The 24,507-nt window shown below is 71.7% G+C and carries 26 protein-coding genes, 4 tRNA genes and 2 pseudogenes; 19 read left to right on the forward strand and 13 right to left on the reverse strand.

Going from position 1 to position 24,507, the window contains the following annotated elements:
• The first annotated feature begins 106 nt into the window (after nt 1-106).
• Entirely contained in the window at nt 107-970 is an 864-nt protein-coding gene (htpX, locus tag AC07D6_RS06410) for a zinc metalloprotease HtpX (protein ID WP_479042535.1), read from the forward strand.
• On the forward strand, nt 967-1,362 hold the full coding sequence (locus AC07D6_RS06415) for a YccF domain-containing protein (RefSeq protein ID WP_479042537.1): 396 nt from the start codon (nt 967-969) through the stop codon (nt 1,360-1,362). Before htpX ends, AC07D6_RS06415 begins: the two co-directional genes overlap by 4 nt.
• Before the next feature lie 216 nt (nt 1,363-1,578).
• Here the strand turns inward: AC07D6_RS06415 and AC07D6_RS06420 are convergent, their stop codons facing one another.
• The 6 genes and pseudogenes from AC07D6_RS06420 to AC07D6_RS06445 form a co-directional block, all read right to left on the reverse strand.
• Nucleotides 1,579-2,838, reverse strand: coding sequence for an APC family permease (locus tag AC07D6_RS06420; protein ID WP_479042538.1), 1,260 nt, complete (start codon nt 2,836-2,838; stop codon nt 1,579-1,581).
• A gap of 95 nt (nt 2,839-2,933) precedes the next feature.
• Nucleotides 2,934-3,599, reverse strand: coding sequence for an alpha-ketoglutarate-dependent dioxygenase AlkB family protein (locus tag AC07D6_RS06425; protein ID WP_315876766.1), 666 nt, complete (start codon nt 3,597-3,599; stop codon nt 2,934-2,936).
• Nucleotides 3,596-4,099 (reverse strand): methylated-DNA--[protein]-cysteine S-methyltransferase, encoded by a 504-nt coding sequence (locus AC07D6_RS06430; protein WP_479042541.1) that lies wholly within the window; start codon nt 4,097-4,099, stop codon nt 3,596-3,598. The genes AC07D6_RS06425 and AC07D6_RS06430 overlap by 4 nt, the downstream gene beginning before the upstream one ends.
• Before the next feature lie 623 nt (nt 4,100-4,722).
• Nucleotides 4,723-5,478 carry an HNH endonuclease gene (locus AC07D6_RS06435; RefSeq protein WP_479042544.1) on the reverse strand — a complete coding sequence of 252 codons (756 nt, stop codon included), beginning with the start codon at nt 5,476-5,478 and terminating at the stop codon, nt 4,723-4,725.
• 146 nt (nt 5,479-5,624) lie between these two features.
• Nucleotides 5,625-6,438 (reverse strand): annotated as a pseudogene (locus AC07D6_RS06440) (IS5 family transposase).
• Between the two features lie 113 nt (nt 6,439-6,551).
• The gene (locus AC07D6_RS06445; RefSeq protein ID WP_315876769.1) at nt 6,552-7,040 is read right to left on the reverse strand and encodes a YajQ family cyclic di-GMP-binding protein; all 489 of its coding nucleotides are present in this window, start codon (nt 7,038-7,040) and stop codon (nt 6,552-6,554) included.
• 191 nt (nt 7,041-7,231) lie between these two features.
• Here AC07D6_RS06445 and AC07D6_RS06450 point away from each other — a divergent pair.
• Nucleotides 7,232-7,313 (forward strand) — tRNA-Tyr (locus AC07D6_RS06450).
• Between the two features lie 181 nt (nt 7,314-7,494).
• On the opposite strand, the gene AC07D6_RS06455 is transcribed toward AC07D6_RS06450, so the two are convergent.
• The 4 genes from AC07D6_RS06455 to AC07D6_RS06470 form a co-directional block, all read right to left on the reverse strand.
• Nucleotides 7,495-7,620, reverse strand: a complete 126-nt coding sequence (locus AC07D6_RS06455) for a hypothetical protein (protein ID WP_479042546.1) — start codon at nt 7,618-7,620, stop codon at nt 7,495-7,497.
• 754 nt (nt 7,621-8,374) lie between these two features.
• Nucleotides 8,375-9,325 carry a phosphotransferase gene (locus AC07D6_RS06460; protein ID WP_479042548.1) on the reverse strand — a complete coding sequence of 317 codons (951 nt, stop codon included), beginning with the start codon at nt 9,323-9,325 and terminating at the stop codon, nt 8,375-8,377.
• Nucleotides 9,326-9,680: 355 nt separating this feature from the next.
• On the reverse strand, nt 9,681-10,337 hold the full coding sequence (locus AC07D6_RS06465; protein ID WP_479042551.1) for an SDR family oxidoreductase: 657 nt from the start codon (nt 10,335-10,337) through the stop codon (nt 9,681-9,683).
• 162 nt (nt 10,338-10,499) lie between these two features.
• Complete coding sequence (locus AC07D6_RS06470; RefSeq protein WP_315876776.1) at nt 10,500-11,729, reverse strand: amidohydrolase family protein; 1,230 nt, start codon at nt 11,727-11,729, stop codon at nt 10,500-10,502.
• Nucleotides 11,730-12,022: 293 nt separating this feature from the next.
• On the opposite strand from AC07D6_RS06470, the gene AC07D6_RS06475 reads away from it, so the two are divergent.
• From AC07D6_RS06475 to AC07D6_RS06510, 8 genes are all read left to right on the forward strand, one after another.
• Nucleotides 12,023-12,095 (forward strand) — tRNA-Thr (locus tag AC07D6_RS06475).
• Between the two features lie 48 nt (nt 12,096-12,143).
• Nucleotides 12,144-12,216: transfer RNA gene (locus tag AC07D6_RS06480), tRNA-Met, on the forward strand.
• An 89-nt stretch (nt 12,217-12,305) separates the two neighbouring features.
• Nucleotides 12,306-12,470: a 50S ribosomal protein L33 gene (gene rpmG, locus AC07D6_RS06485; RefSeq protein ID WP_003948671.1), complete on the forward strand. Its 165-nt coding sequence runs from the start codon at nt 12,306-12,308 to the stop codon at nt 12,468-12,470.
• A 100-nt stretch (nt 12,471-12,570) separates the two neighbouring features.
• Nucleotides 12,571-13,023 (forward strand): FAS1-like dehydratase domain-containing protein, encoded by a 453-nt coding sequence (locus AC07D6_RS06490; protein WP_479042554.1) that lies wholly within the window; start codon nt 12,571-12,573, stop codon nt 13,021-13,023.
• 8 nt (nt 13,024-13,031) lie between these two features.
• The gene (locus AC07D6_RS06495; protein ID WP_315876783.1) at nt 13,032-13,460 is read left to right on the forward strand and encodes a MaoC family dehydratase; all 429 of its coding nucleotides are present in this window, start codon (nt 13,032-13,034) and stop codon (nt 13,458-13,460) included.
• A gap of 87 nt (nt 13,461-13,547) precedes the next feature.
• A complete protein-coding gene (locus tag AC07D6_RS06500; protein ID WP_479042557.1) occupies nt 13,548-14,603 on the forward strand; it encodes a UDP-N-acetylmuramate dehydrogenase in 1,056 nt (351 codons plus the stop codon).
• A 112-nt stretch (nt 14,604-14,715) separates the two neighbouring features.
• Complete coding sequence (locus AC07D6_RS06505) at nt 14,716-15,249, forward strand: SigE family RNA polymerase sigma factor (protein ID WP_479042559.1); 534 nt, start codon at nt 14,716-14,718, stop codon at nt 15,247-15,249.
• The gene (locus AC07D6_RS06510; RefSeq protein ID WP_479042561.1) at nt 15,246-16,250 is read left to right on the forward strand and encodes a hypothetical protein; all 1,005 of its coding nucleotides are present in this window, start codon (nt 15,246-15,248) and stop codon (nt 16,248-16,250) included. The genes AC07D6_RS06505 and AC07D6_RS06510 overlap by 4 nt, the downstream gene beginning before the upstream one ends.
• Before the next feature lie 45 nt (nt 16,251-16,295).
• Here AC07D6_RS06510 and AC07D6_RS06515 read toward each other — a convergent pair.
• The 3 genes and pseudogenes from AC07D6_RS06515 to AC07D6_RS06525 all read right to left on the reverse strand — a co-directional run.
• Nucleotides 16,296-16,481 (reverse strand): annotated as a pseudogene (locus tag AC07D6_RS06515) (NAD(P)H-binding protein); the annotation flags it as partial.
• 40 nt (nt 16,482-16,521) lie between these two features.
• A complete protein-coding gene (locus tag AC07D6_RS06520; protein ID WP_479042563.1) occupies nt 16,522-17,544 on the reverse strand; it encodes an adenosine deaminase in 1,023 nt (340 codons plus the stop codon).
• A 128-nt stretch (nt 17,545-17,672) separates the two neighbouring features.
• Nucleotides 17,673-18,899 (reverse strand): pyridoxal phosphate-dependent aminotransferase, encoded by a 1,227-nt coding sequence (locus tag AC07D6_RS06525; protein ID WP_479042566.1) that lies wholly within the window; start codon nt 18,897-18,899, stop codon nt 17,673-17,675.
• A gap of 262 nt (nt 18,900-19,161) precedes the next feature.
• On the opposite strand from AC07D6_RS06525, the gene AC07D6_RS06530 reads away from it, so the two are divergent.
• From AC07D6_RS06530 to rplL, 8 genes are all read left to right on the forward strand, one after another.
• Nucleotides 19,162-19,234, forward strand: a tRNA-Trp gene (locus AC07D6_RS06530).
• A 102-nt stretch (nt 19,235-19,336) separates the two neighbouring features.
• Complete coding sequence (gene secE, locus AC07D6_RS06535) at nt 19,337-19,624, forward strand: preprotein translocase subunit SecE (RefSeq protein ID WP_315876790.1); 288 nt, start codon at nt 19,337-19,339, stop codon at nt 19,622-19,624.
• 77 nt (nt 19,625-19,701) lie between these two features.
• The gene (gene nusG / locus AC07D6_RS06540) at nt 19,702-20,589 is read left to right on the forward strand and encodes a transcription termination/antitermination protein NusG (protein WP_391652957.1); all 888 of its coding nucleotides are present in this window, start codon (nt 19,702-19,704) and stop codon (nt 20,587-20,589) included.
• Nucleotides 20,590-20,769: 180 nt separating this feature from the next.
• A complete protein-coding gene (rplK, locus tag AC07D6_RS06545; protein ID WP_315876792.1) occupies nt 20,770-21,204 on the forward strand; it encodes a 50S ribosomal protein L11 in 435 nt (144 codons plus the stop codon).
• A gap of 79 nt (nt 21,205-21,283) precedes the next feature.
• A complete protein-coding gene (rplA, locus tag AC07D6_RS06550) occupies nt 21,284-22,006 on the forward strand; it encodes a 50S ribosomal protein L1 (RefSeq protein ID WP_315876793.1) in 723 nt (240 codons plus the stop codon).
• 141 nt (nt 22,007-22,147) lie between these two features.
• Nucleotides 22,148-23,110, forward strand: coding sequence for an SCO4651 family lipoprotein (locus AC07D6_RS06555; protein ID WP_479042964.1), 963 nt, complete (start codon nt 22,148-22,150; stop codon nt 23,108-23,110).
• Nucleotides 23,111-23,383: 273 nt separating this feature from the next.
• Nucleotides 23,384-23,914, forward strand: coding sequence for a 50S ribosomal protein L10 (rplJ, locus tag AC07D6_RS06560; protein WP_315876794.1), 531 nt, complete (start codon nt 23,384-23,386; stop codon nt 23,912-23,914).
• A 112-nt stretch (nt 23,915-24,026) separates the two neighbouring features.
• On the forward strand, nt 24,027-24,410 hold the full coding sequence (gene rplL / locus AC07D6_RS06565; RefSeq protein WP_315876795.1) for a 50S ribosomal protein L7/L12: 384 nt from the start codon (nt 24,027-24,029) through the stop codon (nt 24,408-24,410).
• The last annotated feature ends 97 nt before the right edge of the window (nt 24,411-24,507 follow it).

Consider the following 24,507-nt stretch of genomic DNA (forward strand, 5'->3'; position numbering starts at 1 on the left):
GGAACCCACCACTCCCGCCTGGCGTTGACCAGTACGGGAGCGTCCACTGGAGAGTGGAGAGACATCAGCGAAGGGTTCCCCTGCCGCACCACTTGGAGGGCGTACCGTGCACCGCCGGCACAACGGGCTCAGGACCGCCGTACTCCTCGGAGGACTGTCCGCGCTGATCATCCTGATCGGCAGTTTCTTCGGGCGCACGGGCCTGGTCGTCGCCGTCCTCGTCGCCCTCGGGACGAACGCCTACGCGTACTGGAACAGCGACAAGCTGGCCCTGCGCGCGATGCGGGCCCGCCCGGTCAGCGAGTTCGAAGCACCGCAGCTCTACCGGATGGTCCGCGAGCTGTCCACGCAGGCCCGACAGCCGATGCCCCGGCTGTACATCTCGCCGACGCAGGCCCCCAACGCCTTCGCGACCGGCCGCAACCCGCGCAACGCCGCGGTGTGCTGCACGGAGGGCATCCTGCGGCTCCTCGACGAGCGTGAGCTGCGCGGCGTCATCGGGCACGAGCTCAGCCACGTCTACAACCGGGACATCCTGATCTCGTCGGTCGCCGGCGCCCTCGCCTCCGTGATCGTGTTCCTGGTGAACTTCGCGTGGCTCATCCCGATCGGCCGCTCCGACGACGACGAGGGCCCCGGCCTCCTCGGCATGCTCCTGATCATGATTCTCGGCCCGGTCGCAGCCTCGGTCATCCAGTTGGCGATCAGCCGCTCCCGGGAGTACGAGGCGGACGACTCCGGAGCCCGGCTCACCGGCGACCCGCTGGCCCTCGCGAGCGCCCTGCGCAAGCTGGAAGCGGGGACGCAGCGGTTGCCGCTGCCGCCCGAGCCGCGCATCGAGACCGCGAGCCACATGATGATCGCCAACCCGTTCCGGCCCGGCCAGGGCATGGCCCGGATGTTCTCCACCCACCCGCCGATGGCGGAACGCATCGCCCGGCTCGAACGGATGGCGGGGCACCGCCCATGAAGACGATCCTCAACATCATCTGGCTGCTCCTCGCCGGCCTGTGGCTGTTCCTCGGCTACGTGCTCGCCGGACTCCTGCTGTGCGTCACCGTCATCGGCATCCCGTTCGGCGTGGCCGCCTTCCGCATCGGCGGGTACGCGCTCTGGCCGTTCGGCCGCACGGTCGTCGACCGCCGGGGCTCGGGAGCCCCGTCCTTCGTCGGCAACGTGCTGTGGCTGCTCCTCGCCGGCTGGTGGCTCGCCCTCGGCCACGTCGTCACGGGCATCGCCCAGTGCGTCACGATCATCGGCATCCCGCTCGGCATCGCCAACTTCAAGCTGATCCCCGTGTCCCTGCTGCCCCTGGGCAAGGAGATCGTCCCCAGCGACCGGCCCTTCACGAGCCGCTGGTAGCCGGTTGTCCACAGGCTGAGCCGAATGTCGGTGGCGTGAGTCACCATGGACGCATGAACGACTACGAAGAGTTACTTTCCTGGGGTGTGGCCGTCGCGGCCGACGACGTGCTCTCCCGGGCCGGCAGGCCCCGGCGCCCACCGGCCCGGCCATCCCCGGCTCCGCCCCTGGTGTCGAGGCCGCCGGCGCCACCCCCGGCCGCCCGCCGCCCGCCCGCTAACGTCCGCGCACCCGTCCCCGCCCCCGCCCCGACCGGGCGCGCACGGCGTAGAGGGCCGCTCCCGCCGCCAGCACCCCCGCGCCCGCCAGGACCGACGACGGCGGCAGGGAGAAGGCCAGCACCAGACACCCGGCCAGGCCGCAGCCCGCCAGGAGCCGGACCGGCGACAGGCGGGTGCCGAGCGTCCACGCGGAGGCGTTGGCGACCGCGTAGTAGACCAGCACGCCGAACGACGAGAACCCGATCGCGCCCCGCAGGTCCGCGGTCGCCGCCACCACCGCGACGACCAGGCCCACCACCGGCTCGGCATGGTGCGGCACCCCGAACCGCGGGTGGACGGCGGCGAGCGTACGGGGCAGGTGGCCGTCCCGCGCCATCGCCAGCGTCGTCCGGGACACCCCGAGGATCAGCGCCAGCAGCGAGCCGAGCGCCGCCACCGCGGCGCCCACCCGCACCACCGGAACCATCCAGTCGACGCCCGCCGCCCGCACCGCGTCCGCGACCGGCGCCGTCGACCCACCCAGCCGGTCCGCGCCCAGCACCGACAGGACGGAGAGCGCCACGCACGCGTACACCACCAGCGCGATACCCAGCGCCAGCGGGATCGCCCGCGGGATCGTCCGCTCCGGGTCCCTGACCTCCTCCCCGAGCGTCGCGATCCGCGCGTACCCGGCGAACGCGAGGAACAGCAGCCCCGCCGCCTGCAGCACGCCGCCCGGCGAGGCGCCGCCGCCCAGTTCCAGCCGTCCCGCGTCCGCCACGCCCGACCCGAGGGAGGAGACCACCACGGCCGCCAGCACCGTCAGGACGACCACCACGATCGACCGCGTCACCAGCGCCGACTTCCGCACACCCCCGTAGTTCACGGCCGTCAGCGCCACCACGGCGGCCACCGCCACCGCGTGCGCCTGCCCCGGCCAGACGTACGCCCCCACCGTCAGCGCCATCGCCGCACACGACACCGTCTTGCCGACGACGAACGCCCAGCCCGCCAGGTACCCCCAGAAAGGACCCAGCCGCTCACGCCCGTACACATACGTGCCGCCCGACGCCGGGTAGCGCGCGGCCAACCGCGCCGACGCCATCGCGTTGCAGTACGCGACGGCCCCCGCCAGCGCCAGACCGACGAGGAGCCACGTCCCGGCGGACGCGGCGGCAGGCCCGAGCGCCGCGAAGACGCCGGCGCCCACCATCGACCCCAATCCGATGACAACCGCGTCGAACACCCCGAGCGACCGCCGCAATGCCTCAGCCATGAGCGGCACCCTACTGAGGCCCGCCCCCCGCCCCACCGGCGGCGGCCGGCCGCACGGCACCGGAAGGGAGGACGGACGCCGGCACCCGAAGGGACCTACCCGCCACCGGCGAGCCCGGTCTCCCGCAGGGTGATGTTCAACCGTCCGGTACGCGGGCCCACCGCGGGGTCGCCCGTGCCCGGATACACCTTCGGCACGCCGTGGTACGCGAACCGCGACGGCCCGCCGAAGACGAACAGGTCCCCCGACTCCAGCCGCACATCGGTGTACGGCCGCCCCCGCCCCTCCGCGTTGCCGAACCGGAAGAGGCAGCCGTCGCCGATGCTCAGTGACACGACGGGAGCCGCCGACCGCTCCTCGCGGTCCTGGTGCATGCCCATGCGCGCGTCCCCGTCATAGAAGTTGATCAGCGCCGCGTCGGGCCGGTACCCGTCGTCCTCCCCGTACGCCGCGGCGACGGCCTCCCGCCCGAGGTCCCCGAGCCAGCCGGGGAAGGCCGCGACGGGCGCCCCGTTCACGTCGTCGGCGGTCCGCGAGTACCGGTACGGCAGCCAGTGCCAGCCCAGGCACACGGTCCGCACCGACATCACCCCGCCGCCCGGCAGCACGGTGTGCCGGATCGGCACCGGCCCGCGCGCCCACGCCCGGCACGCCTCGACCAGTTCCCGCTGCCGCTGCGGGGACAGCCACCCCGGCACGTGCACCGCGCCGGGCGCGACCTCCACCCGCCCGCGCCCCAGCGGGAACAGCGCGCCCGTCACCGTACGAGCGCACCCTCCAGGCCGAGCAGCCGCTCCTTGCGCTCCGGCCCCGCCGCGTACCCCCGCAGCGAACCGTCCGCCCCGATCACCCGGTGACAGGGCCGTACGACCAGCAGCGGATTGCGCCCGATGGCCGTCCCCACGGCCCGCACCCCGGCACCGGAGACGCCCACGCGCGCCGCGATCTCCCCGTACGTGGTGGTCATGCCGTACGGGATGTCGTCCAGCACCCGCCAGACCCGCCGCTGGAACGGCGTCCCCGCACCCTCCGGGGCCAACGGGAGGTCGAACGCCTTGATCCTCCCCGCGAAGTACTCCTCCAACTGCTCGGCGACGCGTGTGAACGCCTCCGGTGCGTGCCGCCACCCCTCCCGCACGGTGACGGCGCCCTTCTGCTCCGGCAGGGACAACGACGCCAGCGCCACGGCCCCGTCCGGGGTCTCCTCGCCCGTCAACAACATGCTGCCCAGAGGCCCGTCGACCCGCGCGTACACAGTCATGTCCCCAGTCTGACCCGGCCGCCCACCCGCCGCTGGCGGAATTCCGACACGAGGTCCCACGAGTCGGGGGCGGACCGGCCACCGGGACGCGTCCGCTCCCGCCCCGCCCACCGACAGGGTCAGCGGTGGTGTACGTACCGCCCGCACTCGTTTCTGGCCCGCACTGAACCCGGAAAGGGAAGGTGACGTGCGGGTACCACGATCAGTGATTGCCGCCGTCTGACGGCGTTGCTCGTGGTCGTGCGCCCGCGTGTACGCCCTCTCGCGTCCGCTCCTCGGAAGTGGTCCACGGCCTGTGACGCGAGCGGCGCCGCCCGGCGAAGTACTCACCGTGTCGCCCGGCGATCTCGGTGAAGGCCCCGGGCGCCAAGGCCCCCCGTCCTCGACCTCGACGGCACCCTCCTGCTCGGCAGGGACAGTGAGCACCGCCCGGCACGGCCCCCTTCGGCGAGCCGCCCGACAAGCAGCGTCTCGCCCGGGGCCGTCGACGTACACCCGGGGCCGTCGACGTACGCGTTCGCGGCGATGTCGTCCATGACTCCAGTGCGTGACCCCCGCCGCCCACCGACCGGAGACTTTCGGACACGGCCCTGAAGGCCCCGGGAGCGACACGCCGCGCGCGGTCACTCATCCGTCTCCCACAAGCCGCGGGTGCCGAGGGAGACCTGGGGGAGCTCCTGGCCGTCTCTCTCGGCCTCGAAGAAGTCCAGCTCCGTGGGGTCCAGGTCCAGAGCCGCGCAGACCTCCTCGTGGAGCACGACGAAGGCCATGAACCTCTCCTGCTTCCACTCCTCGTAGTCGTCCCCGCTCTTGCTGAAGGCGGAAGGCTTGAGGTCGAACACGTCGTCCGCCCAGTGTCGGAACCAGTCGAAGACGCGGTTCGCCGCCTCGGCGACGCCCTCATCCCCCAGCTCGCCCAGCTTGTCGGTGGCCGCGCGGGCGACGGACGCCGCACTGCGGCACCTCCTCAGGTTTTCGATCGGAAAGCCGGTGGAGGAGAGCACCACCGCCGCGACCAGATCGGAGATGGACTGGTGCCACCTGGTCATCTCGTTCTGGAACAACCGGTACGCCCGGATGAGACCCGCTCTCGGGGAAGGATCTTCGGGTGCCACACGATTGGGGTCCGAGAGCCGCAGCAGCTCCTTGTAGCGGAACATGGCCTGGCGGTCGATGTCTCCGCGATCGAAGCGGGTGTGGCAGTTCGGGCACAGGACGATCATGTTGTGGAAATCGTGCCTCTGGACGCGGTGCCAGGGCACGATGTGTGCGATCTCCAGAGGGGTCGCGCGGCACGTCGGTATCGCGCACCGGTGGCCGGCTTCGACCAAGAGCTGTCGGGCTAACGGGCGAGGCACCTTGGTGCGGTTCGTGGCCATGCGGAAAGCGTAGGAGGCACCACCGACAGGGCAGTCGGGCGCGGCGGGATCACCCCTCCGGTCGAAGGGGAGGGATGGTTCGCGGCTCACGCGCACGCGGCTCGGGTGTGCCCGGTGGCGCTCTCCCAGGAGCGGCCGTCAAAGTGTCAGGCCCACATCAGGAGCGATGCGAGGGTGGCGGCTGCCTGGCAGGAGTGGGGCGGTCCTGTCGTACCGGGTGGCGGTGCCGCGCCACTGCTTGGGGCGGTCGAAGCACCGTTCCACGACGTTGCGGTGTTTGTGGACGTCACGGTCGAAGGCCGCCCGCCGAGGCTGCTCTCTCGGACCCGGTTGCGGACCTGGTCCGCCCGCTCGCGGATCGTGTGGGCGATGCCCCGCCGGGCGGGGCCAGGTGCGGATCGCCTTCGAGCCGCAGCCCCTTGTCGCCGATGACGTGATCGGGTCGTCTCCAGGGCCGTCCCGGCCCGGTACGGGGCACGCGGATGGCGCCCATCAGGGTGGTGAACTGGGGGCAGTCGCCTGTGTTCCCGCCGGTCAGGGCGAACGCGAGCGGGCGTCCGAACCCGTCGCAGACCAGATGAATCGTGCAGGTCGGGCCGCCCCTGGACCGGCCGGGCGCCGGGGCGTGGAGCCCCCCTTTTCGGCCCTGGCGGCGTGCTGGTGGGCGCGGACGAAGGTGGAGTCGATCGACACCGGCCAGTCGATGTCGCCCGCGGCGTATGCCGTCGCCTGCGCGGCCCGCAGCATCCGTTCGAACGTGCGGTCCGCCGCCCACCTGCGGAAACGGGTGTGGAGCGTGGTCCACGACCCGTACCGTTCGGGCGCGTCCCGCCGGGCGACCCCGGTGCGGACCTTCCACGGAACCCCGATGCGTACCTTCCACGGGATCCCGTTGAGGACCATCCGGTCGTCCAGCCGTGGCCGCCCCAGCGCGGGCCGGGGCAGCAACGGTCGTATCAGACCTCAACTCTGCGCCGGACGGTTCACGGCGGCGTGTCACCCCGCCACGATCCACACCCCACAAACCCTTCAACGACAGGGTCCAGCAGGGTTTCAGCAGGGCAGAGGCTTGCTCAGCGGTAGTTCACGAACTGCAACGCGAAGTCGAAGTCCTTGCCCTTCAGCAGCGCGATCACGGCCTGCAGGTCGTCCCGGCTCTTGGAGCTGACCCGCAGCTCGTCGCCCTGCACCTGGGCCTTGACGCCCTTGGGCCCCTCATCGCGGATGATCTTGGCGACCTTCTTGGCGTTCTCCTGGGAGATGCCCTCCTGGATCGTCGCGAAGATCTTGTACTCCTTGCCGGACAGCTGCGGCTCGCCGGCCTCCAGCGACTTCAGCGAGATCCCCCGCTTCACCAGCTTGGTCTCGAACACGTCGAGGATCGCCTTGACCCGGTCCTCGGAGTTCGCCTGCATCAGGATCTTGTCGCCGGACCAGGAGATCGACGCCCCGACGTTCTTGAAGTCGTAGCGCTGGGAGATCTCCTTCGCCGCCTGGTTGAGGGCGTTGTCGACCTCCTGCCGCTCGACCTTCGAGACGATGTCGAAACTGGAGTCGGCCATGTCCTGTGGCTCCTTGCATCGGGTGGTGGGAGAGCGGCGGCCCAGCGCCGACCGCCACCCCAAGCCTAGTCACCCCACCCACCCCGGGCGCTGATCAAATCCGGTGGCGGACCACCCCTGGGGATCGGGTATTGTTTACGTCGTTGCCAGGGAGCACCCCCGCGAGGAGGAGCTTCAAGGCGGCATCCCATGGCGGTGTGCCCGAGTGGCCAATGGGAGCGGACTGTAAATCCGTCGGCTTAGCCTACCCAGGTTCGAATCCTGGCGCCGCCACTGGAAGTGATCGGCCCTCGACCAGCAGAAACGTTGGTCGGGGGCCGATCTTTTTGGTTGGGGCGGCCGGTTGGGCGTCCCGGACTGTCTCGCTGCATCCCGCCTCGTACCGGCGTGTCTGGACGGGGTGTGGACGGGTTCAGCCGCCGCCTGCTTTCGGCCTACGGACAGGCCGCCTCGGCTACGCCGTGCCGCCTTCGCGGTGCGGGTTGAGCCGGACGGAGACCTTGGCGTTGGCTGCCTCGTCGCCGCCCTTCAGGAACCCCGCGCACACCCGGAAGGGACGGCCGTGCTGTGGCCGGCGCACTGGGCGACGAGCCGGGGCTCCACGCCGGAGCTGAGCCACGTGGACACGGCGGCGTGACGAAGATCATATGACTGCTCGGTCGGCTTGGTTTTCCGCTCGGACAAGAGGGAGGGCGTCTTCCCGGGCGCGGGCCCGGACCGCCCCGTATCCGCTCTCCTGGACCATGCCGCCGCGCGCCGCGCGTCGTGCGGAAGAGGCGGCCGTCGCCGGCGGGGCCGTACAGGGTGACGTGCCGGCGGAGCAGGGCCACCGGTTCCGGCGGCATCGGAACGTGGCGGACCGTCCTGCGGGCGCGGTCGGTGCTTGAGGCCCGGCGGTCGTGGGACTCGCCGGTGTCCGCCCAGGAACTCCCGGAGCGCGCCCGGCTCTCCCGTAGCCGGATCACGCCCCACCCGCGGCGGGGGAGCTCGCAGCCCTGGAGCCGGAGCCCCGCAGTTCGCCGGGGTGCGCGGCCGAGTAGGAGACGCAGCCGAAGAACGCCTCCGGGCGCCTGCCGCGATCGCCCTGCTTCCGTACGGCGGCGAGGGGCGCGGCGGCCTGGACGGGTTCCGGTACGACCTGCGGGTCCTCCTACGTGCCCCCTCCGTGCCTTCCAGCGCACGGACGGGGAGCGGGTTCTCCACGAGCAGCTCGGCGTCCACGGCGAAGCCGAGGGCCTGGTGGAAGACGGCCCGCTCCCGGGCGGTGACCGAACCGGAGGGGGCCGTGCCGCCCAGCCGCCGGGACGGGGCGGCCGGCGGCTGCCGCGTACTGGTCAGCCGGCCACGCCGCCGGCGAACGGCATCGTCCGCCATCGGTCGATCGACGGCTTCACGTACTCCGCCAACGGGGGAAGCTGCGGCGCGAGCGCGAGGCAGGCGATGACCCGCAACATCCCCACGGCGTTCACGAAGCCGAGAACGTCCTCGTCCAGCGGCCTCATGCCGTTGCGCCGCGCACCGCGGTTGTAGGCCGATTCGGAGTCGGGTCCGAGGGCGGCCAGGTCCCACTCGACGGGACCCAACGTGACCAGCTCGAAGTCGGAGTAGAGGTCCCCGTCCACTCCGGAGAAGATGTTCACGGGCGGACAGTCGCCGTGGACGGGCTGGAGGTCGATCCCCGGGAACGCTTCCTCGAACACGGCGCGTGAGCGCACCAGGGGCTCCAGGACCTGCCACTCGCGACGTGCACGGTCCAGATCGCCCGGGCCGATGAGATCGGGGCGCTCTGCGAGCAGAGCGAGGCTTTCCTCGACGAACCGCGGCTCGGCCGCGGACAGGAACGCCAGCCGGCCCGGGTACGCGCGCATCGCGGCGTGCAGATCGGCGACGCTCTCGGAGTTCGCCGCGTAGTCGGGCTCCTTGTTCCGGTCCTCCTCGACGAACTGCCAGAACGTCATCGAGAATCCGTCGCGCTGAACGGGTTCCCGTGGCACGAGGGGACTGGGCGGGATCACGGGGGTCCCCCGGTCCGCGAGCCACCGTGTCACGTCCAGTTCCGTCTGCTGGCGGCGCGTCAGGGAATTGAGATCCGTGCAGGGCGGCAGGACGGTGGGAACCCGGGCCACGACCGGGGAGGGCGCAAGGTGGACCACGACGGAGAACAGGTCGTGGAGCACCGTGGCATCGGTCACGGTGAGACCGAGTCCGCGCCCCGCTCCGACAGCCGCGTCGACCGCAGCCGAGGTGCGTCGGGTGAGCTGCTGGGATGTCAGGAAGTCGGCCATGGCCCGATCCTTCCACGTCGCGCAGCGGGTGGGGCGACGGTTCACAGCCGGTGCCGTTCGCCGAATTCCCTGCTCCGGAAGTCACGGTGGGTCGGCTTTCACCCCCACGCGTTCCGGAGCCCCACGCGTTCCGGACCCGCCCGGGAGCCGGACCCGCCGGGAGACGGCTGAAGAACAGGCTGGTTCTGGAGGGACGGCTCCCTGAAAACCGCTGCTGCCCAGGGCTCTTGGCGCGTACGTCAACAGTGGCCGGACGTGCGGCGCACACCCGGGGCGGACGAAGGCCCCCGACCCGGAACCGGCGTCGCCGCCCGGCGCTCGGGGCGGTGAGCGCCGGGGGACGAGGGCGGTGGGGTCAGTTGCCGGTCACGGCTCTCACCGCCACCGGGATCGGGGTCCGGCCCGAGACGAGTTCCAGGGTCAGGCCCGCCGTCGCCGGGGTCTCCAGCAGTTCGGCCAGGACCGCCGCCACGTCGTCGCGGGGGACCGGGCCGCGGCCCGTCGTCGCCTCCAGGCGGACCAGGCCCGTGCCCGCGTCGTCCGTCAGCGCGCCCGGGCGCAGGATCGTCCAGTCCAGGGCGTCCTTGGCGCGTACGTGCGCGTCCGCCGCGCCCTTCGCGCGCAGGTACGCGTCGAACACCTCGTCGCCCTCGTGCGCCGGGTCCGCGCCCATCGACGACACCACCACGTGCCGCCGCACCCCCGCCCGCTCCGCCGCGTCGGCGAACAGGATCGCCGCGTCCCGGTCCACCGTCTCCTTGCGGGCCGCTCCGCTGCCCGGCCCCGCGCCCGCCGCGAAGACCGCCGCGTCCGCCCCCTGCAGGACCGCCGCGACCATTTCCAGGGACGCCGACTCCATGTCCAGGAGCACCGGTTCGGCGCCCGCCTCGCGCAGGGCGTCCGTCTGCTCCGGCTTCCGGATGATGCCCGCGACCTCGTGCCCGGCCGCCGCCAGCAGGCGCTCCAGGCGCCGCGCGATCTGGCCGTGTCCTCCAGCGATGACAATGCGCATGCTCACGACCGTACGGCCCACGCGCGCGTAGCGCTCACCATCGGGGGGCCAGGGGTGCCGCAGAGGGACAGATACGGCCCACGCGCGTAGCGCTCATCCAGCAGGATCTCTCCGGCCGGAGCAAGCCGTGGTACGGCCCAACGGCCCACGCGCGCGTAGCGCTCACGGACGCACGTCCGGCCGGGCCTGCCGGGGCAGCTCCGGCGCCGCCGAGTCGCAGTACTCCCGCACCGCGCTCGTGCGCGCCACCACCCGCCCCCGGTGCACCACGATCCGGCTGTACGCCAGCGACAGTACCCCGGCCAGCCGCTCCCCGCGCACCGCCAGCAGCTCCGCCGGGAACCCCGCCTCCACCCGCACGGGCGGCAGCCCCATCGCCTCCCGCGCGGCCTCGCTCACCGCCCCGTACGCCTCCGTCGGCCGCAGCCCGCACTGCGACACCAGCAGGTACGCCGCCTCCAGCGGATCACCGCGCCCCACCGGGTTCGCCAGGTCCCGCAGCGCACCGCTGCCCGCCGCGATCCGCACGCCCGCCGAACGCAGCAGCCGCACCGGCGCCACGCCCCGCACCTCCGTACCCGCGCATCCGCCCTGCGGCAGGCACGTCACCGTCACCCCGGCCGCCGCCAGCCGGTCCGCCACCCGCGTCCGCGCGTCCACCGGCAGCCGCGCCAGCGCCCCGCACGGGCCGATCACCACCCCCGGCCGCAGCCCGCCCGCCATCGCCGCCAGCCGCGCCAGCCGCGCCGGGTCGTCACCGTCCGTGTGCAGGTCCACCGGGCAGCCGTGCTCCGCCGCCACCTCCAGCACCGCCTCCGCGTACCCCGCCGGGTCCGGGTCGAGGTCCGGGCAGCCGCCCACCACCGACGCGCCCATCCTCACCGCGTCCCGCAGCATCGCCAGCCCGTCCGCCCCCGCCACGCCCGTCAGCAGCCGGGGCACCGCCACCGTCGCCAGGTCGGCCAGCCCGCGCAGCGAACGACGCGCCTGCAGCACGGCCTCCAGCGGCGCCAGCCCCTGCACGTCCCCGATCCGCACGTGCGCGCGCAGCGCCGTCGCCCCGTGGCCCAGCTGGAGCAGCGCCGCCTCCGTGGCGCGCCGCTGGACGTCCTCGGCGGCGTACGAGACGGGGCCGGCCGCGTCACCGCCGAGCGCCGTGTCGGCGTGGGCGTGCGGCTCGGCGGGGGCAGGCAGCAGGAGGTACCCGGCGAGGTCGACGCGGGCGCCGTGGGAGCCGAGGCTGCCGGGCGTGCCGACGGCCTCGATCCGCCCGCCGCTGAGTCGTACGTCGACGGTCCGCCCGTCGGTGAGGCGGGCGCCGCACAGCAGCAGCGTGGTCGTGTCGGTGGTGGCGCCCTCGGGCGGCCACGGCTGCTGGCTGTCAGAGGACATCGGGCTCCTGGGGAGGTCACGGGGGGTGCCGGGCGTCTGCGGGGCAAGATCGCGCGGCGTGAGCCGAGCCTAGGGCGCCGCCGTCCGGGCTTCGAGGAGGAGCGCAATAGTCGTACCGGGCGTGGGCCGCGGGCACCGTGCGGGGCGCCGGCCCCGGTGTCGTCCGGGGCGTCCCCGCCGCCCTCCGGGTGCCGTTCGCGGGGTCTCCGGGGCGCCGGCAACGGCGCGGCCGGCGAGCCCGGCCAAACGGATTTGGGTGAACGGCCGCGGACCGTGTAATGTCTTCATCGCTCGCCCCAATAGCTCAGTCGGCAGAGCGTCTCCATGGTAAGGAGAAGGTCTACGGTTCGATTCCGTATTGGGGCTCTGGTGTGGGGAGATCCTCACCTTCGGGTGAGGTGATCCATACATCAAAGCGGTGTAGCTCAGTCGGTAGAGCAAGCGGCTCATAATCGCTGTGTCACCGGTTCAAGTCCGGTCACCGCTACTCCCAGTAGCCGATTGTGGGGTCGGTCCTTCGATCGGCTACTCTTTTCTGCGTTCCATCCGTCCATCCGTCCGTCAAGGAGCACTCACGTGGCTGCCACCGACGTCCGCCCGAAGATCACGCTGGCCTGCGTGGAGTGCAAGGAGCGGAACTACATCACCAAGAAGAACCGGCGTAACAACCCGGACCGTCTTGAGATGAAGAAGCACTGCCCGCGCTGCAACGCGCACACTGCGCACCGCGAAACGCGCTAAAAACAGGCTCGTACACGAGGCCGTCCCCATCGGGGGCGGCCTCGTGTCGTTTCCCCAGCAAGCCCACCACAGAGCAAGGACACCAGGAGGTACCGGGCACATGGCGCTCGACCAGTCCTTCGTCGGGCGGAGCTATCCGCCCACCGCGCCGTACGAGGTCGGCCGGGAAAAGATCCGCGAGTTCGCCGAGGCCATCGGGGACGCGAACCCGGTCTTCACCGACACGGAGGCCGCGAAAGCGCTCGGGTATCCCGATGTGATCGCCCCGCCGACTTTCGTGTTCGCCATCACCTTCAAGGCGGCGGGCCAGGTGATCTCCGACCCGCAGCTCGGGCTCGACTACAGCCGGGTCGTGCACGGCGACCAGAAATTCGCGTACAGCCGGCCCGTACGGGCGGGGGACCGGTTGACGGTCACCTCCACCATCGAGGCGATCAAGTCGCTCGCCGGCAACGACATCCTCGACATCCGGGGCGAGGTCCGCGACGAGACGGGCGAACACGTCGTGACGGCGTGGACGAAGCTCGTGGCGCGCGCGGCAGAGGAGGCGTGAGGAACACCATGACCGCGAAGGTCTCTTTCGACGAGGTCGAGGTCGGCACGGAACTGCCGCCGCGGGAATTCCCCGTGACGCGCGCCACGCTGGTGCGGTACGCGGGCGCGTCCGGCGACTTCAACCCCATCCACTGGAACGAGAGGTTCGCCCGCGAGGTCGGCCTGCCGGACGTCATCGCGCACGGCATGTTCACGATGGCCGAGGCCGCGCGCGTCGTCACGGACTGGGCGGGCGACCCGGGCGCGGTCGTCGAGTACGGCGTCCGCTTCACGAAGCCCGTCGTCGTCCCGGACGACGACCGGGGCGCGGTGATCCAGGTCACCGCCAAGGTCGCGGCCAAGCTCGACGACCGCCGCGTCCGCGTCGACCTGACGGCCACGAGCGAGGGCCAGAAGGTCCTGGGCATGTCCCGCGCGGTGGTCCGGCTCGCCTGAGCCCCCGCCGCCGGCCGGTGCGGGCCCGGCGCGCACCGCCGCCGCGGTGGTCCCGGGCCCGTGCCGGGCGCACCGTAGGCTGGGCGGGTGCAGGTTACCCATGACGCTCCGCTCGCCCCGCTGACCACGTTCCGGCTCGGGGGGCCCGCCAGGCGGCTGATCACCGCCCGTACCGACGACGAGGTCGTCGCCGCCGTGCGCGAGGCCGACCGGGCCGGCACGCCGCTGCTCGTCATCGGCGGCGGGTCCAACCTGGTCATCGGCGACAAGGGCTTCGACGGCACCGCCCTGCGCATCGCCACCCGCGGCTTCGCCCTCGACGGCACGCGGCTGGAGCTGGCCGCCGGCGAGGTGTGGTCCGACGCCGTCACCCGCACCGTCGAGGCCGGGCTCGCCGGCATCGAGTGCCTGGCCGGCATCCCCGGCTCGGCCGGCGCCACCCCGATCCAGAACGTCGGCGCGTACGGCCAGGAGGTCGCCGCCACGCTCACCGAGGTCGTGGCGTACGACCGCCGCGCCGAGGAGGTCGTCACCCTCTCCGGCGCCGACTGCGCCTTCTCCTACCGGCACAGCCGCTTCAAGGCGGACCCCGACCGGTTCGTCGTCCTGCGCGTCCGGTTCGGGCTGGAGGACGCCGGGGGGATGAGCGCCCCCGTCCGGTACGCGGAGACCGCCCGCGCCCTCGGCGTCGAGCCCGGCGACCGCGTCCCCGTGGCCGCCGCCCGCGAGGCCGTCCTCGCCCTGCGCGCCGGCAAGGGCATGGTCCTCGACCCCGACGACCACGACACCTGGTCCGCCGGGTCGTTCTTCACCAACCCGATCCTGAGCGACGCCGAGTACGCCGCGTTCCTCGACCGCGTGCGCGACCGCCTCGGCCCCGACACGACCCCGCCCGCCTACCCCGCGGGCGACGGCCGGACCAAGACGTCGGCGGCCTGGCTGATCGACAAGGCCGGGTTCACCAAGGGGTACGGCGCCGGGCCCGCCCGCATCTCCACCAAGCACACCCTCGCCCTCACCAACCGCGGCGACGCCACCACCGAGGACCTCCTCGCCCTCGCGCGCGAAGTCGTCGCCGGTGTGCGGGACGCGTTCGGCGTCACGCTGGTCAACGAGCCGGTGACGGTCGGCGTCAGCCTCTGACCCGGCCCGGAAACGGGAGGGAACCCGCCGGGTCCCCCAGGTTGTCGAGTGGGTGACAGGGTCCCTCGGAGCACGAACCGGGACCGCCATCCGCTGATCGAGGGGATCATCGGTGAGGACGGGTTCGCCCACGGCGCACGATCAGGACTTCACGCGGTTCACCGAGGCGTCGTACGCGTCGCTGCTGCGCACCGCCCGTCTCCTGACGGGCGACCGGCACGCCGCCGAGGACCTCGTGCAGGCCGCGCTGGTGAAGGTGTACCTGCACTGGGGGAGGTGCGGGAGCTGGGCGTCCCCGCAGGCGTACGCGCGCAAGGTCGTCGTCAACCTGTACGCGACCTGGCGCCGTCGCCGCTGGCACACCGAGACCGCCCACCCCGACGGCGAGGGTGCCGCCGTGACGGACGGCCGGGACATGGCGGGCGGCGCCGAGACGCGGCTGGAACTGGCCCGCGCCCTCGGCGCCCTGCCCCGCGCCCAGCGCGCCGTGGTGGTGCTCCGCTTCTACGAGGACCTGTCGGTGGAGGAGACGGCCGAACTGCTCGGCTGTTCGCCCGGGACGGTCAAGAGCCGGACCAACAGGGCCTTGGAGCGGCTGCGCGCCGCGGGCGCGCTCGCCGGTTACGCGGGAAGGGGCACGCGATGACCCACATCGACGAGGACGAGCTGCGGCGGGGGCTGAGGGAGCTCGCCGACACGGACGGAACGGCCGGCGCGGTGCCGCCGGCCGGCGCGGTGGTGGCCCTCGGCCGCCGCACCCGCCACCGGCGGCGCGCGCTGGCCGCCGGGGCGGCCACGGCGCTGGTGGCGGCGGGGTCGGTGCTGGGGGTGCGCTGGACGGGCGGCCCCGCCCCCTCCCCGGACTCCGTGGCGGCCGTCACGGGGTCCGGTGACACAGCGGCCTCCTCCCGGGGCGGCGATCCGTCCCGTCCACGTCCGGTCGGCAGGGGGGTCTACCCGCCGCAGCCGCGGTCCGAGGAGGGCGAACCCCTGGACACCGGACCGCGCTCTCCCGTCGAGAACGTCCGATACCGCTACGACCTGTCGCCGATCTGCGGCCTGCGGTACGCCGTCTTCGGCGGGCGCGTGTGGGAGGCGGAGAAGGTCCCCTCCTTCTCCTCGTGGGTCTCGGACCGCGCCCACGGGTTCATGCGCCTGGTGGACGACCCGGGGGTCAAGACGCCCGTCGCCGTCTTCGAGTTCGACGCCCCGAACCCGCGGACGATCGTCTTCCGGCCCCTGGCCGACGAGACGCGGGCCGACTGCCTCGCCGAGGAGCCCCCGCGCGGGTACTCCGACGCGCCCGCCGCCACGGTCGGCCCGGCGAAGCCCGTGGACAACGCCCAGTACCCGTACGACTGGCCCACGGGCTGCGACAAGCGGTACCTCGTGTTCGGCGGACGGCTGTGGGAGGCCGAGGGGTTCCCGCCGGGGACGCTCGAGGACCTGGTCCACGACCTGCCGACGGCCGCCCAGGCCCGCCTCATGGGCGGGCGGGTCCTGATGACGGTCGAGAGTCCGCTGATCGAGGCCACGCCCATGACCTGGACGTACCTCCCCGCGGACCGGATCGACGACGAGGACCGCGCCCGGTGCCCGGACGTGCTCGACCAGCTCCAGCGCATCGCCCGGGAGACGGCCTCCTAGTACGCCACCCCCACCCGCCCGTCGCACCGCCGCCGGGTCGGTCGTCAGCGCCGGCGTCGCGTGGGCCACGTCGGCCCGCGCGATCCTGGCGCCGCCGCGCGGGTTGGCGTCGACCGCCGTGCGGTACCGCCCCGTCAGCGGGGTGTCCACGAGCCGCGGCGGCCGGAGCGACGTCCAGTCCGCAGCACTGTCCCGCAGGGCGGCCTCCACGGCCCGCAGGTCGGCGTTTGCCGGCCTGGCCTGAGCGGGCGGACGGGCACCCGGCGCGGCCTCACCCGTCCGCCAGCCACGCGTCGATCCCCGACAGCAGCTTCGCGCGCGTGTCCACCGGGGCCACCGACGCCCGCACCGACTGCCGCGCCAGTTCCGCCAGCTCGGCGTCCGTGAAGCCGTGGTGGTGCCGGGCGATCTCGTACTGGTCCGCCAGCCGCGCCCCGAACAGCAGCGGGTCGTCCGCGCCCAGCGCCATCGGCACACCCGCCTCGAAGAGCGCCCGCAGCGGTACGTGCTCGGGCTTCTCGTACACCCCCAGCGCCACGTTCGACGCCGGGCACACCTCGCACGTCACGCCCTTCTCGGCCAGCCGCCGCAGCAGCCGCGGGTCCTCCACGGCCCGTACGCCGTGGCCGATGCGCGACGCCCGCAGGTCGTCCAGGCAGTCCCGGACCGACGCGGGTCCCGTCAGCTCGCCGCCGTGCGGCACCGCCAGCAGCCCGCCCTCCCGCGCGATCGCGAACGCCCGGTCGAAGTCCCGCGCCATCCCGCGCCGCTCGTCGTTCGACAGCCCGAACCCGACGACGCCCCGGTCCGCGTACCGCACCGCCAGCCGGGCCAGCGTGCGCGCGTCCAGCGGGTGCTTCATCCGGTTCGCCGCCACCACGACGCGGATCTCCAGACCCGTGTCCCGCGAGGCCGCCGCCACCGCGTCCAGGATGACCTCCAGCGCCGGGATCAGGCCCCCCAGCCGTGGCGCGTACGACGTGGGGTCCACCTGGATCTCCAGCCAGCCCGACCCGTCCTGCACGTCCTCCTCGGCGGCCTCCAGCACCAGCCGCCGGATGTCCTCCGGCTCCCGCAGGCACGACCGGGCGATGTCGTACAGCCGCTGGAACCGGAACCAGCCGCGCTCGTCGGTGGCCCGTAGTCTCGGCGGCTCCCCGCCGGTCAGCGCCTCGGGCAGGTGGACGCCGTACTTGTCGGCCAGCTCCAGCAGGGTGGAGGGCCGCATCGAGCCCGTGAAGTGCAGGTGCAGATGGGCCTTCGGCAGCAGTTTCAGATCGCGGACGTGCTCCATCAGGGGATCCTGCCGCAGACCCGCGCCCCGAAACAGCCCCTTTCTCCGAACGGGTACCCGCGGGAACGGAAAAACGGGCCCCGGCCGGGAAGCCCGGCCGGGGCCCGTCCACCGGAACCGGCGTGCGCCTAGTCGCGCGCCTCCGCCAGCAGCTTCTGGATCCGCGACACGCCCTCGGCCAGGTCCTCGTCACCCAGCGCGTACGACAGGCGCAGGTAGCCCGGCGTGCCGAAGGCCTCGCCCGGGACCACGGCGACCTCGACCTCGTCCAGGATCAGCGCCGCCAGCTCGATGGACGACTGCGGGCGCTTCCCCCGGATCTCCTTGCCCAGGAGCCCCTTCACCGACGGGTACGCGTAGAAGGCGCCCTCCGGCGTCGGGCAGACCACGCCGTCGATCTCGTTCAGCATCCGCACGATCGTCTGGCGGCGCCGGTCGAACGCCGTGCGCATCTCCGCGACCGCGGAGAGGTCGCCGGAGACGGCGGCGAGCGCGGCCACCTGGGCGACGTTCGAGACGTTCGACGTGGCGTGCGACTGGAGGTTCGTCGCGGCCTTCACGACGTCCTTCGGGCCGACGATCCACCCGACGCGCCAGCCCGTCATGGCGTACGTCTTGGCCACGCCGTTGACCACGAGGCACTTCTCGCGCAGCTCGGGGACGAGCGCCGGCAGCGAGGTGAAGGTCGCGTCGCCGTACACGAGGTGCTCGTAGATCTCGTCCGTCAGGACCCACAGGCCGTGCTCGACGGCCCAGCGGCCGATCGCCTCGGCGTCCTCGCGCGCGTAGACGGCGCCGGTCGGGTTGGACGGGGACACGAACAGGACGACCTTGGTCCGCTCGGTGCGGGCCGCCTCCAGCTGCTCGACGGAGACGCGGTAGCCGGTCGTCTCGTCGGCGACGACCTCCACGGGGACGCCGCCGGCCAGCCGGATCGACTCCGGGTACGTCGTCCAGTACGGGGCGGGGACGATGACCTCGTCGCCCGGGTCCAGGATCGCGGCGAACGCCTCGTAGATCGCCTGCTTGCCGCCGTTGGTGACCAGGATCTGGGAGGGGTCCACCTCGTACCCGGAGTCCCGCAGCGTCTTGGCGGCGATCGCGGCCTTCAGCTCGGGGAGGCCGCCGGCCGGCGTGTAGCGGTGGTACTTCGGGTTGCGGCAGGCTTCCACGGCCGCCTCGACGATGTAGTCGGGGGTCGGGAAGTCGGGCTCGCCCGCGCCGAAGCCGATCACCGGGCGCCCGGCGGCCTTGAGGGCCTTGGCCTTGGCGTCGACGGCGAGGGTCGCGGACTCGGAGATCGCGCCGATGCGGGCGGAGACCCGGCGTTCGGTCGGAGGAGTTGCAGCGCTCATACGGCCCATCGTCCCAGACCCCGCCGGGGCCGGGCACACAGGTTTCGCCCAGCGGACGACGGCGTCGACCACCTGTTCGCGCGGGGCCCGGAAGGCCCCCGCGGAGGGCGGGGAGCGGCGGGTGCGGGAGGGCGGCACGAAGTCCGCCGGGGCTATCTGTTCGACGCGGGGGCGCCGAGCACGTACACTCTCTGCTCGTTGGCCCCCGCCGACCACACCGTGAGCACCGCTCGGGATGCGGTAGGTTGGGGGAGAACGACAAAGGGTCGTAGCTCAATTGGTAGAGCACTGGTCTCCAAAACCAGCGGTTGGGGGTTCAAGTCCCTCCGGCCCTGCTACACACACCGCCAGGTTGTGTGCGCAGGTATGTACTTCATTGCACCGCCGTGCGGCTCCACCCGGGCGCGGCACGGCCGACCCGGAATCAGGTGAGATACGTGACGGACGCCGTAGGCTCCATCGACATGCCTGATGCTGAGGACGAAGCGCCGGAGTCCAAGAAGAAGAACCGCAAGGGTGGCAAGCGAGCCAAGAAGGGCCCGCTGGGCCGTCTCGCGTTGTTCTACCGTCAGATCGTCGCCGAGCTGCGCAAGGTCGTCTGGCCCACTCGTAACCAGCTGACCACGTACACGACGGTCGTGATCATCTTCGTCGTCATCATGATCGGCATGGTGACCGGCATCGACTTCGGCTTCCAGGAAGCAGTCAAGTACGTCTTCGGCTGATTCCCGCGGAGGGCGCCCACCCCGGCGCCCCTTTTCGCATGTTCCACCCCATCTGTATCCAGGAAGAAGCAGCCACCGTGTCTGACCCGAACCTGAACGAGTCCGCCCAGGACGAGCTCGACGTCGTCGAGGCGGCCGACGAGGACCAGGCGGAAGCTGCGGACGCCGCTGTCGGCGAGGCCGCCGAGGACGTCGAGACCGTCCAGGACGAGGACGACGAGACCGCCGAGGACGCGGACACCGAGGGCGACGTCCAGGACGCCGAGGTCGAGGTCGAGGGCGACGAGACCGCCGAGGTCGAGGACGAGACCGAGGGTGACGAGGAGGAGGCCGAGCCGGCCGCTCCCGTCGACCCGGTCGCCGCGCTCCGCGAGGAGCTGCGCGGCCTCCCCGGCGAGTGGTACGTGATCCACACCTACGCGGGCTACGAGAAGCGCGTGAAGGCCAACCTGGAGCAGCGCGCCGTCTCGCTGAACGTCGAGGACTTCATCTACCAGGCCGAGGTCCCCGAGGAAGAGATCGTCCAGATCAAGAACGGCGAGCGCAAGAACGTCCGGCAGAACAAGCTGCCCGGCTACGTGCTCGTCCGCATGGACCTGACGAACGAGTCCTGGGGCGTCGTGCGCAACACGCCCGGTGTCACCGGCTTCGTGGGCAACGCCTACGACCCGTACCCGCTGACGCTGGACGAGATCGTCAAGATGCTCGCCCCGGAGGCCGAGGAGAAGGCCGCCCGCGAGGCCGCCGAGGCCGAGGGCAGGCCCGCGCCCGCCCGCAAGGTCGAGGTGCAGGTCCTGGACTTTGAAGTCGGCGACTCCGTCACCGTCACCGACGGCCCGTTCGCGACGCTGCAGGCCACGATCAACGAGATCAACGCCGACTCGAAGAAGGTCAAGGGCCTCGTCGAGATCTTCGGCCGCGAGACCCCGGTCGAGCTCAGCTTCGACCAGATCCAGAAGAACTGACCCCGGTCGGTTCCCCGTCAGTCATCGAGCAGGTCAGAGTGGCGTCTCCCGCCCTCTGACCTGCTCGGTTTTTGGACGCACCGCTATACCCGTTATCGTTGTGCGGTATGCCTCCATCCGGATGGTGTCGTACGACACCGGATGGTGGCCGAACACTCTCACTAGGACCCGGAGAGAGCTATGCCTCCCAAGAAGAAGAAGGTCACGGGGCTTATCAAGCTCCAGATCCAGGCCGGTGCCGCCAACCCGGCCCCGCCGGTCGGCCCCGCGCTGGGTCAGCACGGCGTCAACATCATGGAGTTCTGCAAGGCCTACAACGCCGCGACCGAGTCGCAGCGCGGTTGGGTCATCCCGGTGGAGATCACGGTCTACGAGGACCGTTCCTTCACCTTCATCACCAAGACCCCGCCGGCGTCGAGGATGATCCTCAAGGCCGCGGGTGTGGAGAAGGGCTCCGGCGAGCCGCACAAGACCAAGGTCGCCAAGCTGACGAGCGCCCAGGTCCGCGAGATCGCCACGACCAAGCTGCCCGACCTCAACGCGAACGACCTGGACGCCGCCGAGAAGATCATCGCCGGCACCGCCCGTTCCATGGGCATCACGATCGAGGGCTGAACAGCCCCCGTCTGAACCTCTGTGGAAGGGCCACGCGCTGGCCCGGACCACGACTCCATACCTGAAAGCAGGAGAAGAAGTGAAGCGCAGCAAGGCTCTCCGCGGCGCGGACGCCAAGGTCGACCAGGAGCGCATCTACGCCCCCCTCGAGGCCGTCCGTCTCGCCAAGGACACCGCCACCACCAAGTTCGACGGCACCGTCGAGGTCGCCTTCCGCCTGGGTGTCGACCCGCGCAAGGCCGACCAGATGGTCCGTGGCACCGTGAACCTTCCGCACGGCACCGGTAAGACCGCCCGGGTCCTGGTCTTCGCGACCGGTGACCGTGCTGCGGCCGCGGAGGCCGCGGGCGCCGACATCGTCGGCTCCGACGAACTGATCGACGAGGTCGCGAAGGGCCGTCTGGACTTCGACGCCGTCGTCGCCACCCCGGACCTCATGGGCAAGGTCGGCCGCCTCGGCCGCTTCCTCGGCCCCCGTGGTCTGATGCCGAACCCGAAGACCGGCACGGTCACGATGGACGTCGCCAAGGCCGTGACGGACATCAAGGGCGGCAAGATCGAGTTCCGTGTCGACAAGCACGCGAACCTGCACTTCATCATCGGCAAGGTGTCGTTCGACGAGACCAAGCTGGTCGAGAACTACGCCGCGGCGCTGGAGGAGATCCTCCGTCTGAAGCCGTCCGCCGCGAAGGGCCGCTACATCAAGAAGGCGACCCTGTCCACCACCATGGGCCCCGGCATCCCGCTGGACGCCAACCGCACCCGGAACCTCCTCGCCGAGGAGGACCCGGCCGCGGTCTGAGCCTGACGGCTCGCACGGTCGACGCGAACCGGTCCCCGCGCCTCTCCGGAGGGGCGGGGGCCGGTTTTTCGTACGCGTTTGTCAGTGGCGTGCGTTAGCGTTTCGAAGAGATTGAAGATCGCACATCTGTGGGGGTGGGGCATGAAGGTCTCCGTACGCAAGCGCCTGGGGGTTCCCGCGGTGGCCGTGGCGGTGCTCGCCGGCGCGGCCGGCTGCCAGGGCGGTGACGGGAAGAAGGCCGCGGACGCGCCGGCCGGCCAGCCGCAGTGGTCCTCGGCGGCGCAGGTCATCCAGACGGCGTACGAGAAGACCGCCGCCGCGAAGTCCGCCAAGGTGCGGATGACGATGACCCTGCCCGAAGGCATGGGGGGCGCCGCGGCGGGTGCCGGCGAGATGGAGATGACCGGTGTCCTGGGCTGGGACCCCGGCACGATGGACATCGCCGTCACCGGCGGCGGCCCGTTGGGCGGCGGCGAGGGGGCGGCCGACTCGGGCGACTTCCGCATGGTCATGGTCGACGACGTCATGTACATGGACATGGGGGACAAGGCCCCCGCCGAGCTGGGCGGCAAGCGCTGGATGAAGCTCGACTTCAAGGCGCTCGGCGAGAAGACCGGTGACGCGGCCCTCCAGAAGCAGCTCACCGGCAGCCTGGAGAGCATGAACCAGGACCCGGCCGCGCAGCTCGCCCTGCTGCTCGACTCGCCGAACCTGAAGCACGTCGGCCCGGAGAAGGTCGACGGCGTCGACACGCAGCACTACAAGGGCACGCTCACGGTCGACGAGATGGTCGCCTCCAACAAGTCGCTGTCCGTGCTCTCCGAGAAGGAGCGCGAGGAACTGGTCGCCAAGATGAAGGAGGGCGGCCTGAAGGCGTACGACACGGAGGTCTGGGTCAACGGGGACGGCTACCCCGTCAGGATGGACGTCGGCATGGAGACCCCCGACGGCCAGGTCGAGGTGTCCGCGACCTACTCGGACTACGGCACCAAGGCCGCCGTCCAGGCCCCGCCGGCCGGGCAGACCTTCGACTTCATGGAGATGATGGAGAAGCTCGCCGGCGCGCTGGAGGGCGCCGACGGCCCCGGGGGCGCGACCGCCTGATCCGGACTTCCCGGCCGATTTGCTTGACGGCCGCCCGGTCCCGTACTCTTCCACAGAAGCCAAAGACCGCTGGTCGTAGCTGTGCCCGTAGGGGTGCAGCCGCCGAAGGATCCGCTAGCTACGGACGGCCTGCGCAGGTGACAGTGGATGTACTCCCGGGCATGTCGTCCGGTCGAGTCACGCCCCGTGCGCCTGCGCCGGGGCGTTTCGTTTTGCCCAGTCTCCTTCCTTCAGCCATCGCGGTCCGAATCACCCGGAAGGAGGCCGAGGCTCATGGCGAGGCCCGACAAGTCTGCTGCGGTTGCCGAGCTGACGGACAAGTTCCGCAGCTCGAACGCCGCCGTGCTGACCGAGTACCGCGGTCTCACCGTGGCACAGCTCAAGCAGCTGCGCCGTTCGCTCGGTGAGAACGCCCAGTACGCCGTGGTGAAGAACACGCTGACCAAGATTGCGGCCAACGAGGCCGGGATCACGTCGCTGGACGACCAGTTCACTGGTCCGACGGCGGTCGCCTTCATCACCGGTGACCCGGTGGAGTCGGCGAAGGGTCTTCGTGACTTCGCCAAGGACAACCCGAACCTGATCATCAAGGGCGGTGTCCTTGACGGCAAGGCGCTGTCCGCCGATGAGATCAAGAAGCTTGCGGACCTCGAGTCCCGCGAGGTTCTGCTCGCCAAGCTGGCGGGTGCCATGAAGGGCAAGCAGTCCCAGACTGCCGCGCTCTTCCAGGCGCTCCCGTCGAAGCTCGTCCGCACCGTGGACGCGCTGCGCGCCAAGCAGGCCGAGCAGGGCGGTGCCGAGTAATTCGGCTCGCACATTGACCGCCGCCTGACGGGCGACGGTCACCGCGGGCCCAACGTACGCCCGCCACACATGTACATCCGGCACCAGCCGAATTAGTGGAAGGACCGCCATCATGGCGAAGCTGTCTCAGGAAGACCTGCTCGCGCAGTTCGAGGAGATGACCCTCATCGAGCTCGCCGAGTTCGTGAAGGCGTTCGAGGAGAAGTTCGACGTCACCGCCGCCGCTCCGGTCGCCGTCGCCGCCGGTGTCCCGGGTGCCCCGGCCGCCGAGGCCGTCGAGGAGAAGGACGAGTTCGACGTCATCCTCACCGGCGCCGGTGACAAGAAGATCCAGGTCATCAAGGTCGTCCGTGAGCTGACCTCCCTGGGCCTGAAGGAGGCCAAGGACCTCGTCGACGGCACCCCGAAGCCGGTCCTCGAGAAGGTCAACAAGGAGACCGCCGACAAGGCTGCCGAGGCCCTCAAGGGCGCCGGCGCGGCCGTCGAGGTCAAGTGACCTCCTTGCGGGTCTCCTGACTCGCGCTGACGCCCTCTGAGGGCGTTTCCAAGGGCGATCACCCAACCGGGTGGTCGCCCTTCGGCGTTCCCGCGGC

This window comes from Streptomyces sp. NPDC045287 (genome assembly GCF_056432325.1).